We start from the raw sequence: 15,373 nt of genomic DNA on the forward strand, positions 1-15,373 counted from the left end.
CTATTTCGGCGCCCCGGGGGCGGGCTGTCAAACAGGTGATAACATAACGGGCGGGCGGTTGCGTTCGCCGCACCAAATTAGTTGCAAATGATACTAATTTCCGGCAGAAAGGCCGGGAGTTTGCCGGACGGGAATGGCGGCTGCGCCTCGTCCCGGCTCCGGCCCGACCCCCAAAGATGAAGGAGCCCTGCCATGGCTGACCTGTTCGAGAACCCGCTGGGTACCGATGGTTTCGAGTTTGTCGAGTATACCAGCCCGGAGCCGGAAAAGCTCGACAAGCTGTTCAGGCTGCTGGGCTTCACGGCTGTCGCGAAACACAAGACCCGCGACATTGTCCGCTACAAACAGGGCGACATTACCTTCCTGGTAAACCGCGAAAAGACGGGCCAGGCGGCCGATTTCCGCGCCGAGCACGGCCCGTCTGCCAACGCCATGGCGTTCCGGGTGCGCGATGCGAAGCAGGCCTATAAGGACGCGATTGCGCGCGGAGCCGAGCCCTATGGCACCCCGCTCTGGGGCGATGACCAGAACCTGCCGGCCATCAAGGGTATTGGCGGCTCGGTGCTCTATCTGGTCGACCAGTATGGCGCCAGCACCATCTATGACGAGACATTCGAGCCGATCCCGGGCGCTGAAGACAAGGGCGGTGCGGGCCTCGAAACCCTCGATCACCTGACCCACAACGTCTTCATGGGCCGGATGAACCATTGGGCGAGTTTCTACGAGAACGTCTTCAACTTCCGCGAAATCCGCTATTTTGACATCAAGGGCGCCCATACCGGCCTGCTCTCGCGCGCCATGACCGGCCCGTGCGGCAAGCTGCGCATCCCGCTGAACGAAAGCTCCGACGACAAGTCCCAGATTGCGGAATACCTGCGCGAGTATAACGGCGAGGGCATCCAGCATATCGCCCTGACGACATCGGACATCTATTCCACCGTCGAGCAATTGCGCGCCAATGGCGTCGAGTTCCAGTCGACACCGCCGACCTATTACGAGCTCGTAGATGAGCGTGTGCCTGGCCACGGGGAAGACCTTGAGCGCCTGAAAAAGAACTCCATACTGGTCGATGGTGACCCGGAGAGCGGGCAGGGCCTGCTGCTGCAGATCTTCACCACGACCAATATCGGGCCGATCTTTTTCGAGATCATCCAGCGCAAGGGCAATGAGGGCTTTGGCGAAGGCAATTTCAAGGCGCTGTTTGAATCGATCGAGCTCGATCAGATCCGCCGCGGCGTGCTCAAGCCCGACGCGGCCGAGTAGGCTGTCATGACGGGGCGGGCAGACAGGGCAAATCCCGTGCCCGCCCTCGTTCTTTCCGAATATTTGCCTTACCGGCTGTCGGTCGTGTCCAACAAGGCGTCCGGCCTGATCGCGCGCGCCTATCAGGCCCGGTTCGGCCTGAGCATCTGGGAATGGCGCGTGATCGCGGTTCTGGGCGGGGGCGAGGCTATTACGGCCCAGGCCATCTGCGAAGCCACCGCCATGGACAAGGTGACGGTCAGCCGCGCCTTGCGCGCCCTGGCCGAGCGGGCGCTGGTGCGCCGCCGCACCAGCCCTTCGGACAAGCGCGCCGCGCTGGTTTCCCTGACACCGGAAGGTCAGTCCATATTTGACGAGATCGCCCCGCTGGCGATGGAATGGGAACGCTCCCTGCTGGAAGGTTTCAGCGCAGAAGAAAAGCGCCAGCTGGGCGGCCTGCTTGACCGCCTCTGGCAACGTGCCGACGAACTGGCCCGCAATGACGGCGGATTGCCCTAATCCTCGATATCACGCTGGTCGTCGCTATATTCGGGCGTCTCGATGCGTTCCGGCTCCGGCGCTTCTCCGGTCAGAAGCTCCACGGCCTGGTCGGCCGCGTCCTGGAACGGAAAGAGGATCAGGTCTGCTCCGGCCTCCTGGAGACGCTCCAGCGCGGCGCCGCGCTGGCTGGTCACGGCAATTTTGCCAGCAAAGCCGAACTTGCGCAGCGTGGAGATCATCGCGATGCGGGTGTCTTCATGGGTGACGCCGGTTTCCAGGTCCGAGGTGGTCGAGATGACCCAGCGCACCTGGCTAAGCGGCAGATGGGTAAGAAACTCCTGATCTGTCAGATCGCCATAGACCGCGTCCAGCCCCCGTTCGCGCCAGAGCTTCACCGCTGAAGGATTGAAATCCACTCCCAATGTGGAAACCCCGCGATTGAGAAGGCGCTGCGCAATCGCCCCGCCATAGCGGCCCAGCCCGAACAGGACAATGTCATGGTGCTTCTGCGCGGTTTCGCCATTATCCGTCTCGGCGTGATTGATATTGCGCCGTTCAAAGGGCGAGAGCAGGGGTTCGACCAGCGGATAGAGCCGGTGGGAATAGGTGATCATGTAGGTTGAGGCCGCAATCGTAATCAGGCCCACCAGCGTGACCAGACCCAGCGCCTGGTCATTGACGTGGCCGAGCGACAGGCCCATCGCCATGAATATGAGCGAAAACTCGCTGATCTGAGCCACGGTGAGACCGGCCAGAAAGCCGGTGCGGCGGCGATAGCCCATCACGCCCATGATGATGACAACGATCAGCGGATTTCCGATCAGTACGAAGGCGGAGAATATCGCCGCTGCAGGGATGTTCTCGCCCAGCAATGAAAGATCGAGGCGCGATCCAAGGCCGATGAAAAAGAACAGGAGCAGGAAGTCGCGCAACGGGGCCAGCCGGGCCGACACCGCTTCACGGTAGGGGGTGGACGCAAGCGCCACGCCTGCCAGCAGACCGCCCAGCTCCTTGCCGAGACCGAACAGGTCACCCAGCGCCGCAAACATCGCTGCCAGGGCTATCGCAAACGACAGCAGCAACTCAGGTGACCGCGCAAGGATGGCTGTGAGCGGGTTGGCAATGAAGCGGATAAACACGATCACGGCTGCGACCATGAGTATGCCGGCCAGCAGCACGCCCAGCAGCGCCCCTGCACCGCCATTTTCCGCGCCGCCTATGCCGATGGCTGACAAGACGATCATGGCCAGCACGACGACGAGGTCCTGAACGATCAGGAAGCCCAGCGCGATCCGCCCATGCAGGGAGTCGATCTCGCGCTTGTCGGACAGCAGCTTCACGATGATGATTGTCGAGGAGAATGTCAGTGCCACGGCGATATAGATGCTGGTGAGCGGGTCAAACCCGAGCCCCAGCGCGATGGCAAAGCCGATGATCGAGGTAAAGGCGACCTGTCCCAGCCCAGTGGCGAGCGACACCATGCCGAGAGACTGGATCAGCTTCACGTCCAGCTTGATACCGACCAGAAACAGCAGAAGTGCAATGCCGAGCTGGGAGAGCAGCTCTACATGGTCGCTGGAGCGTACCAGATCTAGCCCGGCCGGGCCGACCAGAATGCCGACCAGAATGAAGCTGACGATCAAGGGCTGGCGTAACATGTGGCCCGCGAGACCGACTGCCGCCGCTATCACCAGCAGGACCGCGACCTCGTAAAAGACCGATGCAGAAACCAGATCGGCCAGCATGCGCACGCCCCTGTCAGCCAGATGCCTGAATCACCAAGTCACCACAATGACATGGGGCAGACCAGCGACCAAGCAGGATCGGGTGTCCGCCTGTCCGGCTCTCTGCCTACCCCGTCACCGCGATCAGCGAGCGGGCGTCGTAGGCGTTGGGAGCGTCCGGTGTTTCGCCGTGCCGGGCGATAATCTCCAGACTGACCAGCGTGCGCCCTTCCTGACCGGGGCTTATGCTGATGCCAAGCCCGACGCCGGATGCCCGGTAGCCGCGCGAGCCGACACTCGTACCGGCCGAGCCGCCAACCCGCACCGGATTGCGTCCGGTGGTGGATTCAATCCGGCGGTCGGTGATCTCGAACCAGTCATAGCCGTTTTCCAGCGTCAGTTCTGCCGCCCGGCGCAGGGCAAGGCGCTCTGCACCGGCGGTGGAAACATCTGGTCCCGCAGTGAAACTGACGCGCCAGCGATTGTCGGTGATGCGAAGGGAGTCAAAGCCGATGGCCTGCCCCGCCGGTCCGGTGGCCGGGCCATAAGTGGTTTGCGTTGGTGAACAGGCCGCCAGCGCGGCGGCGCCAAGGGTGGCCAGAACGGTGAGTTTCATGGTCATGGGGAGCGCTCCTGATGGCGTGGCCGTTCGGGCAACAACTATAGCAGGGATTACGCGTTGACGCCCGGAACGGTTTCGCTTGGCGCGGTATCGGTGTAGCCGAGCTGTCCGATAAACCAGCCTGCCATATAGCCGGCGATCAGTCCTGCGGGCAGGGTGACGAGCAGGGCGATATCCGGGTTCTGTCCGACATCCTCCATGATCAGCCGACCGTTGAAAAGGTACAAAACGGCAAAGATCAGCCCGGCACCCGACATGGCCAGTCCCATTCCCAGCGGTGTCCGCCATTTGGCGAAATGGGCGATGGCCCAGGCCGCCAGCATGACCGGTGAACCAAACGCATAGCAGACGAAAACGGCGATGATCACGCCGAAGATCGACGTGACCAGTCCCGTACGCAGGGTTTCGAGAACGGTGAAGTCGGCCAGAAGCTGAAAGCTGAGCCCGAACGATACCAGCATGCCGCCAAGAAATCCCGCGATCAGCGGCGACAGGGCCATGGCGAAGGCCAGTTGGAGCGGAACGGGTTTGCGCATCTGCTTAGCGGCCGGCGCGCTCAAGGCTGGTGAAGACCAGTCCTCCAATGGCGCCTGCCGTAATGCCGATCAGGGGCAAGGCGAGGCTGAAGAGGCTTTCGGCCAGGGGCAGTTCGCCGAGCGGCACACCGCCCGTCAGCTGCATTTCCAGATCAGCGCCATAAATGCGATAGAGATAGGCGAGCATGGCCACCAGACCCGCCGCTGCGCCTGCCAGAAGGGCTGTGAAGCTGCCCCAGAGACGCAAACCCCTCAGGATGAGCCATAACGGCGCAAACAGCGCGATGGCTGCCGGGTAGGCAAACATCAGGGCCGAGAACCACACGCTGACGGCCATGGAGGCATAGTCGGCCAAAGGTACGTCTGCTGCTGCCGGATCCGTCAGGTGAAGATGTCCGATAAGACCCAGTACGGCCAGGGCGGCGGCGAAGGCCGGCGCTATGGCAAAGGCAGCAAACATGCCGCCTGGCGTGGCGGACATTCTCATCTCCGCTTGCCCCCGATTTCACTGCAAGACATTGCAGTCCCCCTTTCCCCGCTCGGTCCTTACTCAAGCGCGCGACTGCGCCTGACGCAAGGCCCATACCCGGCACGCGCTTGCCAGGCCCGCATCATCCCCCTTCAGGACACGTTCCTCGTCAATCTCGCCGATCAGGCTCGCCAGCGAGCGGCCCTGCGCGGCGCAGGCGGCGTCGAGCACCGCCCAGAACTCCGGTTCCAGCGCAAGACTGGTGCGGTGCCCGGCGAGGGACAGGGAGCGTTTGATCTGGCTCATCGTTTGAAGAAGATCAACGCTGCGCCCGCCGCAATCAAGGCAAAGCCGGCAAGATGGCGTAATGTGACAGGTTCTTTCAGGTAGATCGCCGCAAAGCCGACGAACACGGTGAGCGTGATCACCTCCTGCATGGTTTTCAGCTCCGCGGCAGAATAGACGCTGTGGCCCATCCGGTTGGCAGGCACGGCCATCGTGTATTCCACGAAGGCGATCAGCCAGCTGAAAAATATCACCATGAATATGCTGGAGCCGATCAGCAGGATGACCGGGATGATATGGGGCCAGGAGATGGTTGGCATGGCAGGACCGGGGCAAGGGCAGCGGGACGTGCTATTGCACAGCACCGCGCGGGCCTGTCCATAAACAAAAAAAGAGCCGGAAGGCGCATAGGCGCTCTTTCCGGCTCAGTCTTGCATATCCGTTCGGGGAGGAGACGGTATGCGAACTCGAAACGGGGAAAACCGTTCGCGGCTGATATGACGCTAACGCCCGCCCGCTTCAAGGCGTTCCAACGAATATCAGCTATGCAAAAATGCAGCATTACGGCTTTGCGAAAGATATGTGACGCAATGCTGGGCGCGGAAAGCCGATATTATTCAGCCGCCTCCGCTTTCCAGGCTTTGGCCGTATCGACCAGAAACTCCCGGAATGCGGCAACTCGCCGCGACCCCTTCAGCTCTTCTGGAAACACCACATAGACGTCGAAAGTGGGGCCATCAGTGTCAGGCAGTACGCGCACGAGGCCGGGATTTTCCAGCGCCACATAATCGGGCAGGCCGCAAATGCCAAATCCCGCTTCGGTAGCGCGCATCATCGCCTTGATCGTGTTGGCCTCAATGATGGCTGGGCGCGCCGGCGAGCCAGGTTCGTGGCCGATGGTCAGTTGCCAGTTCAGATTGGGGATCGGTGCCAGCTTCTTTGGTCCGTACGCGATAAAGCGATGGCCCTTGTCCAGATCGGCTAGCGTCTGCGGAGTGCCGCGCTCGGCAAGATATTCAGGCGCGGCATAGAGATGCTGCTCCACCTGCATGAGGCGGCGCTGCACCAGCTCGTTCTGGGTCGATGGCCAGGGGCGTATGGCAATGTCGGCCTCCAGCCCGGCCAGATCCAGTTCATGGTCCGCCAGCAGCAGCTTGAGCTGAATCTTCGGGTAGAGGAGCTGGAACTGCTTCAGACGCGGGATCAGCCAGATCGACCCCAGCGCGGTGGGGGCGGTGATACGCAAGGCCCCTGTCGGCTTGTCGCGGCTGTCCTGCACACGCGCTTCGGCCACGGCTACCCGGTTGGCAATCTCGCTGGCGGCTTCAAACAGCAGCCGCCCCGGCTCGGTCAGCAGCAGGCCGCGCGCATGGCGGTGGAACAGCTTGATATCCAGCTCGGTCTCGAGCGCGGATATCTGGCGGCTCACTGCCGATTGCGACAGGCCCAGCGTATCGGCTGCCCCGGTCAGTGACCCCGCATCCGCCGCAGCATGAAAGGTTTTAAGCTTGTCCCAATCCATTCGCAGACGTTAGAGCGCTTCGCCGCCCCCGTCAGGTGCGAATTGTCATTCCGTCTGCCAATGAATTGCGGAAAGCGGCCCAGGCGGGAATGAAGCCGAGAACGGCAGATGCGCCGGTCACCACACCGATGAGCGCGAGATCGTAAAGGCCGGGCAGCGTATCGCCCAGATGCACGCCATAGCGCTGCTCAAGCACGGGCGCTCCGAGTGTCAGGGCCGCGTAGGTGAGGCCCGTGCCGATAATGGCCCCAGCCAGCGCCAGAAGGGCGCTCTCGCTGACCAGCAGCACGAAGATGTGGCGGGGCCGGGCGCCCAGCGCACGCAGTATGGCCATCTCCCGGCGGCGCTCGTTGAGGCTGGTCAGGATTGCAGTGAGAATGCAGATCAGGCCCATCAGGACGACGAAGGCGGCCACCGCCGCCAGCGTACGCTCGGCAACGCCGACCACACCCCAGAGCTGGGACAGGGCAACGCCCGGAATGATCGCTTGCAAGGGCTCCACCCGGTAGGTGTTTATCTGGCGCTGCAGGCGCAGCGCGGCTACCGGCGTTTCCAGACCGACCAGAAAGGCGGTGATCTGGTCAGGCGAGAGGTCCATGGCGCGCAGCTCGTCCATGGAAAGGCTTGTGCCAGCGCCCGTGGGCCCCTCCATGTGGATGGCCTCAATGGCTTCGAGACTGACAAAGACAGACCGGTCCACCGGCGTGCCCGTCGGCTGCAGAATGCCGACAATGCGAAACGGGTTGTTGTCATGCTCGACAAAGCTGACCCGCCCGGTGCCGTGGGCGACGACGATTTCCTGATCCAGCAAATAGCCCAGCTCACGCGCTACACTGGCACCAATCACCGTGTCGAACAGATCGTCCAGCGGGCGGCCAGCCGCAAACTCCAGCTGCCGCCGGCCGGCATAGCGGTAATGCTCGAAATAGCGGTTGTCGGTGCCGACCACGCGGAAACCGGCATGGGAATCGCCCAGCGATATCGGCACGGTCCAGGCAACACCCGGCGCGCCTGCAACCTGCTGATAGGTTTCCCAGGTGATATTGTTCGTCGCATCGCCGATATGGAAGATCGCGTAAAGCAGCAGGTTTACCGGGCTGGAGCGCGCGCCGACGATCAGGTCTGTACCTGAAATCGTGTTCTCAAAGCTCGCCCGCGCGCCATGGCGCACCTTCTCCACCCCCAGAAACAGCGTCATCGCGATGGCGACGGTGAGGATGGTCAGAAGGGCCGTGCCGCGCCGGTTGGCGATGGAGCGCCAGGCCAGCGATAGGATGGGGAAGCGGTTCATGTGCCGACCCTCGCGGCGTTGAGCTCGGACAGGTCAACCGCGCGGTCGAACTTCGACGCCAGTGAACCATCATGGCTGACGAACAGCAGGGCCGCGCCGCTCGCCGCGCATTCCTCGATCAGGAGGGACAGGAAGGCATCGCGCGCGTCTGCATCGAGCGCCGAGGTCGGTTCGTCCGCCAGTACCAGGCCCGGACGCCCGATCAGCGCGCGCGCAGCGGCCACGCGCTGTTGCTGGCCCACCGACAACTCGGTCGGCGGGCTGGACCAGTACTGCTTCGGGTCAAGCTGCAGGCGGCTCATCAGGCGGCGCGCCTCGGCCTCTGCGCCGCCAGCCACCTTGCAAGCCTCGTTGCGCCGTGGCGAGAAACGCGCAGGCAGCATCACATTCGCGCCCGCAGGCAGATAGGGCAGCAGGTTGAACATCTGAAAGATGACGCCCAGCCGTTCGGCGCGCAGCGAGTCGCGCCGGCCGCCGGAGAGCTTTGACATGGGCCGGCCCAGCACATCGATGCGTCCTGCTGTTGGCGCCATGATACCCGCAATCAGGCCCAGAAGGGTGGATTTGCCCGATCCGCTCGCCCCCTTGAGGAACACTTTCTCGCCGGCCGCGACTTCGAACCGGTCCATGTCGAGCACGACAGGGCCTTTGCGCGCATAGGAAAAGCGCACACCGTCAAGGTATATGGCGGGTTCAGCGCTCACGCGGCGTCGGACTTTGCGGCTTTGCCTTCGCTCGCGGCGTGATGTTCCATCTCGGCCAGCCAGCGCTCAGCTTCCAGTGCCGCCATGCAGCCCATGCCGGCTGCCGTGATGGCCTGACGGTAAACATCATCGGTCACATCGCCCGCGGCGAACACGCCGGGCACCGAGGTGAGGGTGGTACCGGGTTTGGTTACCAGATAGCCGCCGTCCTTCATCTCCAGCTGGCCTTCGAAGAGCGAGGTCGCGGGCGCGTGCCCGATGGCGATAAACACACCATCGGTGGGCAGCTTCGTTTCTTCGCCGGTTTTGAGGTTCTTCACCCGCACGCCGGTCACGCCGGGCACGTCACCTTCTGCGAGGATTTCCTCCACCACGCTGTCCCAGATGACCTCCACCTTCTCATTGTCGAACAGGCGGGCTTGCGCGATTTTTTCGGCCCTCAGGCTGTCGCGGCGGTGGATCAGGGTCACCTTGCTGGCAAAGCGGGTAAGGAACAGGGCTTCCTCGACGGCCGTATTGCCGCCGCCGACCACAACCACTTCCTTGCCGCGATAGAAGAAGCCGTCACACGTAGCACAAGCTGAAACGCCAAAGCCCTGCAGGCTCTGCTCGCTTTCAAGGCCCAGCCATTTGGCGCTCGCGCCGGTCGCGATAATCACGCTGTCTGCAGTGTATATAGCGCCGCCATCCCCCTTCATCGTGAAGGGGCGCTTGGAGAAGTCGGCCTCGACGATGATGTCGGCAATGATCTCGGCGCCGACATTTTCGGCCTGCGCCTTCATCTGCTCCATCAGCCAGGGGCCTTCGATGACGCTGGCAAAGCCTGGATAGTTCTCCACTTCGTGCGTGATCGTCAGCTGGCCGCCCGGCTGCAGCCCTGCGATGACAATCGGCTCCAGCATGGCCCGCGCTGCGTAGATGGCCGCGGTGTAACCGGCCGAACCGGACCCGATAATGACAACTTTGGAATGACGGGTTTCGGTCATGGCAGGCTGATGTCCTCTGGCGTTGGCTGTACTGGCTTGTTCGCCCACGGGCGACGAAAAGTTACTGGGCGGATTCGGTGCCAGGCGTCTCTCCCAGCAGACGTGACAGGAGGTCCTGATTCCATTCGCGTTCCGGGTCGATTGTGTGGAGCTGGTCGCGGGTAATGTTGCCGGCCCGGATCTGGCTGGCGGCATAGACATGGCTGGCGCGCGTTGCGCTGGCGCAATTGATGATCACCGGCCCGTCGGTTTCCGCCATGATGCGGGCCACCGCGTCGGCCGCCTCGGTCCCTGTCATCCGCCCCACTGGCACGTGCGCGTAGATCATACCGTTCTGCATGACACTTCCGGCATAGTCGAACTCGAGCGCTTCAATCTCCGGTTCGGTCAGCAGGTTGATGACCGTGGTGTGGCCTTCACGTGCCCAGCTGCGCGCATCTGTAGCGTCAGGCCGCGCCTCGAAACGAACATCGCCGGGCAGTGGCGTCATCCGGCTTTCCTGCGCGATGGCATGAAAACACGGTGCGGCGGTCAAAAGCGTGGCAGCGAGAATGGAGCGGAGCATGTCGGGCTTCCTTCGGGCGCGCAAAAACCTGTCAGCGTTCAGATGTCGCCTTTGCGGGCCATGATTTCAAGGACGCGCTGCGCCGCCCTCTCGGTTTCGTGAAGCGGCCGGTAGGTCCAGCTATCCAGCCGCCCGAGAAAGGGCCGGACCGCTCCGTGTGCTTCCAGCGCGCTGTATAGCCGGGCGAACTTGCCGGGTTTGCCGTCCAGAAGCAGCCGGTAGACCGGCATGCCTGTGGCTGCAGCCTCGGTGAGCATGTTGGTGGAGTCTTCGGTGACGAATATCCAGTCGGCACCGGCCAGAAACGCGAAATACGGGTTGGGCTCGCCGCCCGTGTGCAGCCAGACCCCGTCATCGGTTGCGAACGCTTCACCAAGCGCCGAAACGAAATTCTCTGGTGTGCGGCGGGAGGTGGTGATCATGAGGCCGATGCCGTCGCCGCGAAGGCGCCTCAACCGCGCCAGAAGCTCTCCGGCGACTTCGGGCGTGAAGCGGTGGTGCCGGGAATCGCCGCCGATAAGGACGGCTGCGCGGGGGGCGGGCAGGGCGGCAATCTGCCCCGCGAAGGCGCGTTCGGCGGCGGCCAGCCTCTCGCCCGTGATGCGGTTTGGCGATCCGGTGATGGCAAACACATTGGCGCCGCGCATCCGGTCATGCTCGGGCGGTACGACGAGATCAAAACGATGCGCCGCCATTTTCGGGTCCTGCACATAGACAAAGACCGCGTCTGGAAAAGCCTTGCGGTGCTCGCTAGCTGCGCGGACAGCTGCCATGCCGCAACCGATCCACAAATCCGGTGCAATCGGTCCGGGGTCGGGCAGATCGCCGGTGCGCGGCACCTGGACAGGCAGAATGCGCATGGGCGTCAGCCGGGCCACGGCTTCGGCCAGGCCCAGCGCCTGATTCTCCATGCCCCGCCGCCCGTCAGTGACGACAAAGCAGGCGCGTTCTGCGTGTGTGGTCTGATCCGCCATGGTTCCAGTTAGCCTGTGCCCGTGGCGCACGCCAAGGGGGAAGCGGCAGGCTGAAAGCCCGAAACGCAAGAAGCCGGCGGAGCGATCCGCCGGCTTCGGTCATTTCACGCAAGGGCAAAACGCGGTTCGCCTATTTCCACTCGACTTTCAGGATTTCATAGGTCTTAAGCCCGCCAGGTGCGTTCACCTCGACGACATCACCCGTTTCCTTGTTGATGAGCGAGCGCGCGATGGGCGAGGACACGGAAATCTTGCCCGACTTCACGTCAGCTTCGTCATCGCCGACGATCTTGTAGGTGGCTTCAGCCTCGGTGTCTTCGTCCAGCACGGTCACCGTGGCACCGAACTTCACCTGATCGCCGCTCATGCGGGACACATCAATGATCTGCGCGCGCGCCAGCTTGTCCTCAAGCTCGACGACACGGCCCTCAATCCAGCTCTGGCGCTCCTTGGCCGCGTGATATTCCGCGTTCTCTGACAGATCGCCATGGTCGCGGGCTTCGGAGATCGCCTGGATCACCGCCGGGCGCTCAACCGATTTCAGATGCTTCAATTCTTCGTCGAGGGCCCGGTGACCCTCGGCGGTCATAGGGATTTTTTGCATAGGGAAGGACTCGTTTCTTTTTACGCCTGCGAGCGTAAGACCCAAATGATCCCGCTATCAAGCGCTCTTTGCGTTCTCCTGGAACGTTCTAATAACGATAGGATTGCAGAGCGCGCGGTTCAAGCTCTCCTGCATCAATCGTCGCGATCGCCTTCACCGCGGCGCGGCTGGCCGAGGCGGTCGTGTAGCAGGGAATTTTCAGCTCCAGTGCCGTGCGGCGGATGGAATAGCTGTCGATCTGGCTCTGGCGGCCCTCAGTGGTGTTGAAGATCAGCTGGACCTCGCCATTCTTGATCGCGTCGACAATGTGCGGACGGCCCTCGAACACCTTGTTGATGCGCGTGACGGGCACCCCCGCATCCTCCAGGGTCTTGGCGGTGCCGCCCGTCGCCAGCAGGGAGAAGCCCAGCCCGGTCAGCTGACGGCAGGGCTCGATCATCTGCGCCTTGTCGGACTCCTTGAGCGACACAAACACGGCGCCAGACCGGGGCAGGCGGACACCGGCGCCAAGCTGGGCCTTGGCGAAAGCCGCCTCAAAGCGCATGTCGATGCCCATTACCTCGCCGGTTGAGCGCATTTCCGGGCCCAGCACCGGGTCGACCCCCGGGAAGCGGGCAAAGGGCATGACGGCTTCTTTCACAGCCACGTGCTCGGGCGTGTCATTCCACATCTTGAAGCCGGACAGCTTCTCGCCAGCCATGACCTTGGCCGCGATACCGGCAACGGGTGCCCCGATGGCCTTTGCCACAAACGGTACGGTGCGGCTGGCGCGCGGATTGACCTCCAGCACGAAAATCTCGCCGTCCTTGACCGCGTACTGCACGTTCATCAGGCCCTTCACGCCGATGGCCTTTGCCAGCGCGACGGTTTCGGCGCGCAGTTCGGCAATCGTCGCTTCCGGCAGGGAATGAGGCGGGATGGAGCAGGCGCTGTCGCCGGAGTGAACACCGGCCTCCTCGATATGTTCCATGACGCCCGCGATGCGTACCTCGTCACCGTCGCACACGGCGTCTACATCGACCTCGGACGCGTCGGTGAGATAGCGGTCGAGCAGAAGCGGGCTGTCGCCGGAGACATGAACCGCGGCGCGGATATAGCGCTCCAGGCTTTCCTGATCGCGCACGATCTCCATGCCGCGCCCGCCGAGCACGAAGGAGGGCCGCAAGACCAGCGGGAAGCCGAGTGCCTTGGCCGTTTCCAGCGCCTCTTCTTCTGAACGTACGATGGCGTTCGGCGGCTGGCGCAGGCCCAGCTTGTCCAGCAGGGCCTTGAAGCGTTCACGATCCTCGGACAGATCGATCGCGTCCGGGCTGGTGCCGAGGATCGGTATGCCCGCCTTCTCAAGAGCGCCGGCGAGCTTCAGCGGGGTCTGGCCGCCATACTGCACGACGACACCCAGCAGCGTGCCATTGGCGCGCTCGGTCTCGATCAGCTCCAGCACGTCCTCATCGGTCAGCGGCTCGAAATAGAGCCGGTCTGCCGTGTCATAGTCGGTCGAGACGGTTTCCGGGTTGCAGTTCACCATGATGGATTCAATGCCCATCTCGGCGAAAGCAAAGGCCGCGTGGCAGCAGCAATAGTCGAACTCGATGCCCTGGCCGATCCGGTTCGGACCGCCGCCCAGAATGATGGCCTTCTTCGCCTCTGTCGGGCGGCTTTCGCAATTGCCGGTCTCGTAGCTTGAATACATGTAGGCGGTGGGCGTCGCGAACTCGGCGGCGCACGTGTCCACCCGCTTGTAGACCGGGCGGACATTCAGCGCGCGGCGCGCCTCGCGCACCTTTGCTTCGGTGGATTTCGTCAGTTGGGCCAGGCGCTGGTCGGAAAAGCCCATGGCCTTCAGGCGGCGGAAGGCCTTAGCGTCGGCCGGCAGGCCGAGCGTGGCGATATCCTCCTCTGCGTGGACGATCTCCTCGATCTGGCGCAGGAACCACGGCTCGTAGGCGCAGGCCGTGTTGATCTCGTCCACGGAGAGGCCCTCGCGGAAGGCCTGCGCGATCACGCGCAAGCGGTCCGGCGTCGGGCGGGCGAGGGCGGCGAGCACTGCCTGACGGCGCCCTTCCGGCCCGTCGGCGGATTCAAAGCCCTCGATCTCGATCTCGTCAAAGCCGCAAAGCCCGGTCTCCAGGCTGCGCAGGGCTTTCTGCATGCTCTCCTGGAAGGTCCGGCCCATTGCCATCGCCTCGCCGACCGATTTCATGGAGGTGGACAGCAGGTTCTGCGCGCCCGGATATTTTTCGAACGCAAAGCGCGGGATTTTCGTGACCACGTAATCGATGGACGGCTCGAAGCTTGCCGGGGTCGCGCCGCCGGTGATGTCGTTGTCGATCTCGTCGAGCGTGTAGCCGACCGCCAGCTTCGCGGCGACCTTCGCAATCGGGAAGCCCGTAGCCTTGGACGCCAGCGCAGACGAGCGCGAGACGCGCGGGTTCATCTCGATAACGACCATGCGGCCATCAGCCGGGTTCACCGCGAACTGCACGTTCGATCCACCCGTTTCCACGCCGATCTCGCGCAGGACCGCGATCGAGGCGGTGCGCATGCGCTGGTATTCCTTGTCGGTCAGCGTCAGGGCCGGGGCGACGGTGATGGAATCGCCGGTATGCACGCCCATCGGGTCGATATTCTCGATGGAGCAGACGATAATGCAGTTGTCTGCGCGGTCGCGCACCACCTCCATCTCGAACTCCTTCCAGCCCAGCACGCTTTCTTCCACCAGCACCTCGGTGACCGGGGAGGCGGCAAGCCCGGTGCCGACGATCTCGCGGTATTCCTCAACATTGTAGGCGATACCGCCGCCCGTGCCGCCCAGCGTGAAGGAGGGGCGGATGACAGCCGGAAGGCCCAGCTCGTCGAGCACCGCCTCGGCCTCAGCCAGCGAATGCACGGTGCGTGATTTCGGGCTTTCCAGGCCGATCTTGTCCATCGCATCGCGGAAGCGCTGGCGGTTTTCCGCCTTGTCGATGACATCGGCCTTCGCGCCGATCATCTCCACGCCGAAGAGCTCCAGCACGCCGCGCTTTTCCAGCTCCAGCGCGCAGTTGAGCGCGGTCTGCCCGCCCATGGTGGGAAGCAGCGCATCAGGGCGCTCCTTCTCGATGACTTTCGCCACCATTTCCGGCGTGATCGGCTCGATATAGGTGGCGTCCGCCAGGCCCGGATCGGTCATGATCGTGGCGGGATTGGAGTTCACCAGTATGACCCGGTAACCCTCTTCCTTCAGGGCCTTGACCGCCTGCACGCCCGAATAGTCGAACTCGCACGCCTGGCCAATCACGATAGGGCCGGCACCGATGATGAGGATGGAGCTGATATCGGTGCGTCTGGGCATGGGTGTTGCTCCGTTCG

Annotated in this window: 16 protein-coding genes; 2 read left to right on the forward strand and 14 right to left on the reverse strand. The window is 63.2% G+C overall.

The window, feature by feature from the left end; genetic code table 11:
- The first annotated feature begins 192 nt into the window (after nt 1-192).
- Together hppD and IEV75_RS06235 are read left to right on the forward strand one after the other, a co-directional pair.
- The gene (hppD, locus tag IEV75_RS06230; protein ID WP_188451684.1) at nt 193-1,263 is read left to right on the forward strand and encodes a 4-hydroxyphenylpyruvate dioxygenase; all 1,071 of its coding nucleotides are present in this window, start codon (nt 193-195) and stop codon (nt 1,261-1,263) included.
- Between the two features lie 36 nt (nt 1,264-1,299).
- Nucleotides 1,300-1,761, forward strand: a complete 462-nt coding sequence (locus IEV75_RS06235; RefSeq protein WP_217980150.1) for a MarR family winged helix-turn-helix transcriptional regulator — start codon at nt 1,300-1,302, stop codon at nt 1,759-1,761.
- On the opposite strand, the gene IEV75_RS06240 is transcribed toward IEV75_RS06235, so the two are convergent.
- The 14 genes from IEV75_RS06240 to carB all read right to left on the reverse strand — a co-directional run bounded on the left by IEV75_RS06240 (nt 1,758) and on the right by carB (nt 15,356).
- The gene (locus IEV75_RS06240) at nt 1,758-3,488 is read right to left on the reverse strand and encodes a cation:proton antiporter (RefSeq protein ID WP_188451686.1); all 1,731 of its coding nucleotides are present in this window, start codon (nt 3,486-3,488) and stop codon (nt 1,758-1,760) included. The genes IEV75_RS06235 and IEV75_RS06240 overlap by 4 nt on opposite strands.
- 106 nt (nt 3,489-3,594) lie before the next feature.
- Nucleotides 3,595-4,089 carry a CC0125/CC1285 family lipoprotein gene (locus tag IEV75_RS06245; protein WP_188451687.1) on the reverse strand — a complete coding sequence of 165 codons (495 nt, stop codon included), beginning with the start codon at nt 4,087-4,089 and terminating at the stop codon, nt 3,595-3,597.
- Nucleotides 4,090-4,139: 50 nt separating this feature from the next.
- Nucleotides 4,140-4,625 (reverse strand): hypothetical protein, encoded by a 486-nt coding sequence (locus IEV75_RS06250; RefSeq protein WP_188451688.1) that lies wholly within the window; start codon nt 4,623-4,625, stop codon nt 4,140-4,142.
- A 4-nt stretch (nt 4,626-4,629) separates the two neighbouring features.
- Nucleotides 4,630-5,106 (reverse strand): hypothetical protein, encoded by a 477-nt coding sequence (locus IEV75_RS06255; protein ID WP_188451689.1) that lies wholly within the window; start codon nt 5,104-5,106, stop codon nt 4,630-4,632.
- A 69-nt stretch (nt 5,107-5,175) separates the two neighbouring features.
- The gene (locus IEV75_RS06260; RefSeq protein WP_188451690.1) at nt 5,176-5,400 is read right to left on the reverse strand and encodes a ribbon-helix-helix domain-containing protein; all 225 of its coding nucleotides are present in this window, start codon (nt 5,398-5,400) and stop codon (nt 5,176-5,178) included.
- Nucleotides 5,397-5,699: a DMT family protein gene (locus IEV75_RS06265; RefSeq protein WP_188451691.1), complete on the reverse strand. Its 303-nt coding sequence runs from the start codon at nt 5,697-5,699 to the stop codon at nt 5,397-5,399. The genes IEV75_RS06260 and IEV75_RS06265 overlap by 4 nt, the downstream gene beginning before the upstream one ends.
- 293 nt (nt 5,700-5,992) lie before the next feature.
- Nucleotides 5,993-6,901 (reverse strand): LysR family transcriptional regulator, encoded by a 909-nt coding sequence (locus IEV75_RS06270; RefSeq protein ID WP_188451692.1) that lies wholly within the window; start codon nt 6,899-6,901, stop codon nt 5,993-5,995.
- Nucleotides 6,902-6,932: 31 nt separating this feature from the next.
- Nucleotides 6,933-8,192 (reverse strand): ABC transporter permease, encoded by a 1,260-nt coding sequence (locus tag IEV75_RS06275; protein ID WP_188451693.1) that lies wholly within the window; start codon nt 8,190-8,192, stop codon nt 6,933-6,935.
- Nucleotides 8,189-8,896 (reverse strand): ABC transporter ATP-binding protein, encoded by a 708-nt coding sequence (locus IEV75_RS06280; RefSeq protein WP_233351777.1) that lies wholly within the window; start codon nt 8,894-8,896, stop codon nt 8,189-8,191. Before IEV75_RS06280 ends, IEV75_RS06275 begins: the two co-directional genes overlap by 4 nt.
- Complete coding sequence (gene trxB, locus IEV75_RS06285; protein WP_188451694.1) at nt 8,893-9,882, reverse strand: thioredoxin-disulfide reductase; 990 nt, start codon at nt 9,880-9,882, stop codon at nt 8,893-8,895. Before trxB ends, IEV75_RS06280 begins: the two co-directional genes overlap by 4 nt.
- Before the next feature lie 61 nt (nt 9,883-9,943).
- Entirely contained in the window at nt 9,944-10,447 is a 504-nt protein-coding gene (locus IEV75_RS06290; RefSeq protein ID WP_188451695.1) for a beta-lactamase hydrolase domain-containing protein, read from the reverse strand.
- A 38-nt stretch (nt 10,448-10,485) separates the two neighbouring features.
- On the reverse strand, nt 10,486-11,421 hold the full coding sequence (locus IEV75_RS06295; protein WP_188451696.1) for a mitochondrial fission ELM1 family protein: 936 nt from the start codon (nt 11,419-11,421) through the stop codon (nt 10,486-10,488).
- Between the two features lie 130 nt (nt 11,422-11,551).
- Nucleotides 11,552-12,025 (reverse strand): transcription elongation factor GreA, encoded by a 474-nt coding sequence (greA, locus tag IEV75_RS06300; protein WP_188451697.1) that lies wholly within the window; start codon nt 12,023-12,025, stop codon nt 11,552-11,554.
- 88 nt (nt 12,026-12,113) lie between these two features.
- Nucleotides 12,114-15,356, reverse strand: coding sequence for a carbamoyl-phosphate synthase large subunit (gene carB, locus IEV75_RS06305; protein WP_188451698.1), 3,243 nt, complete (start codon nt 15,354-15,356; stop codon nt 12,114-12,116).
- Nucleotides 15,357-15,373: the final 17 nt, after the last annotated feature.

It is taken from the genome of Glycocaulis albus, assembly GCF_014639075.1.
Classification (GTDB): domain Bacteria; phylum Pseudomonadota; class Alphaproteobacteria; order Caulobacterales; family Maricaulaceae; genus Glycocaulis; species Glycocaulis albus.

What these genes read in the sequence shown, in the direction of transcription:
- IEV75_RS06290 (WP_188451695.1), bottom strand. Translation starts at nt 10,447, where the DNA reads ATGCTCCGCTCCATTCTCGCTGCCACGCTTTTGACCGCCGCACCGTGT.
- IEV75_RS06265 (WP_188451691.1), bottom strand. Translation starts at nt 5,699, where the DNA reads ATGCCAACCATCTCCTGGCCCCATATCATCCCGGTCATCCTGCTGATC.
- carB (WP_188451698.1), bottom strand. Translation starts at nt 15,356, where the DNA reads ATGCCCAGACGCACCGATATCAGCTCCATCCTCATCATCGGTGCCGGC.
- IEV75_RS06240 (WP_188451686.1), bottom strand. Translation starts at nt 3,488, where the DNA reads ATGCTGGCCGATCTGGTTTCTGCATCGGTCTTTTACGAGGTCGCGGTC.
- IEV75_RS06255 (WP_188451689.1), bottom strand. Translation starts at nt 5,106, where the DNA reads ATGTCCGCCACGCCAGGCGGCATGTTTGCTGCCTTTGCCATAGCGCCG.
- IEV75_RS06245 (WP_188451687.1), bottom strand. Translation starts at nt 4,089, where the DNA reads ATGACCATGAAACTCACCGTTCTGGCCACCCTTGGCGCCGCCGCGCTG.
- trxB (WP_188451694.1), bottom strand. Translation starts at nt 9,882, where the DNA reads ATGACCGAAACCCGTCATTCCAAAGTTGTCATTATCGGGTCCGGTTCG.
- hppD (WP_188451684.1), top strand. Translation starts at nt 193, where the DNA reads ATGGCTGACCTGTTCGAGAACCCGCTGGGTACCGATGGTTTCGAGTTT.
- IEV75_RS06270 (WP_188451692.1), bottom strand. Translation starts at nt 6,901, where the DNA reads ATGGATTGGGACAAGCTTAAAACCTTTCATGCTGCGGCGGATGCGGGG.
- IEV75_RS06250 (WP_188451688.1), bottom strand. Translation starts at nt 4,625, where the DNA reads ATGCGCAAACCCGTTCCGCTCCAACTGGCCTTCGCCATGGCCCTGTCG.
- greA (WP_188451697.1), bottom strand. Translation starts at nt 12,025, where the DNA reads ATGCAAAAAATCCCTATGACCGCCGAGGGTCACCGGGCCCTCGACGAA.
- IEV75_RS06260 (WP_188451690.1), bottom strand. Translation starts at nt 5,400, where the DNA reads ATGAGCCAGATCAAACGCTCCCTGTCCCTCGCCGGGCACCGCACCAGT.
- IEV75_RS06295 (WP_188451696.1), bottom strand. Translation starts at nt 11,421, where the DNA reads ATGGCGGATCAGACCACACACGCAGAACGCGCCTGCTTTGTCGTCACT.
- IEV75_RS06275 (WP_188451693.1), bottom strand. Translation starts at nt 8,192, where the DNA reads ATGAACCGCTTCCCCATCCTATCGCTGGCCTGGCGCTCCATCGCCAAC.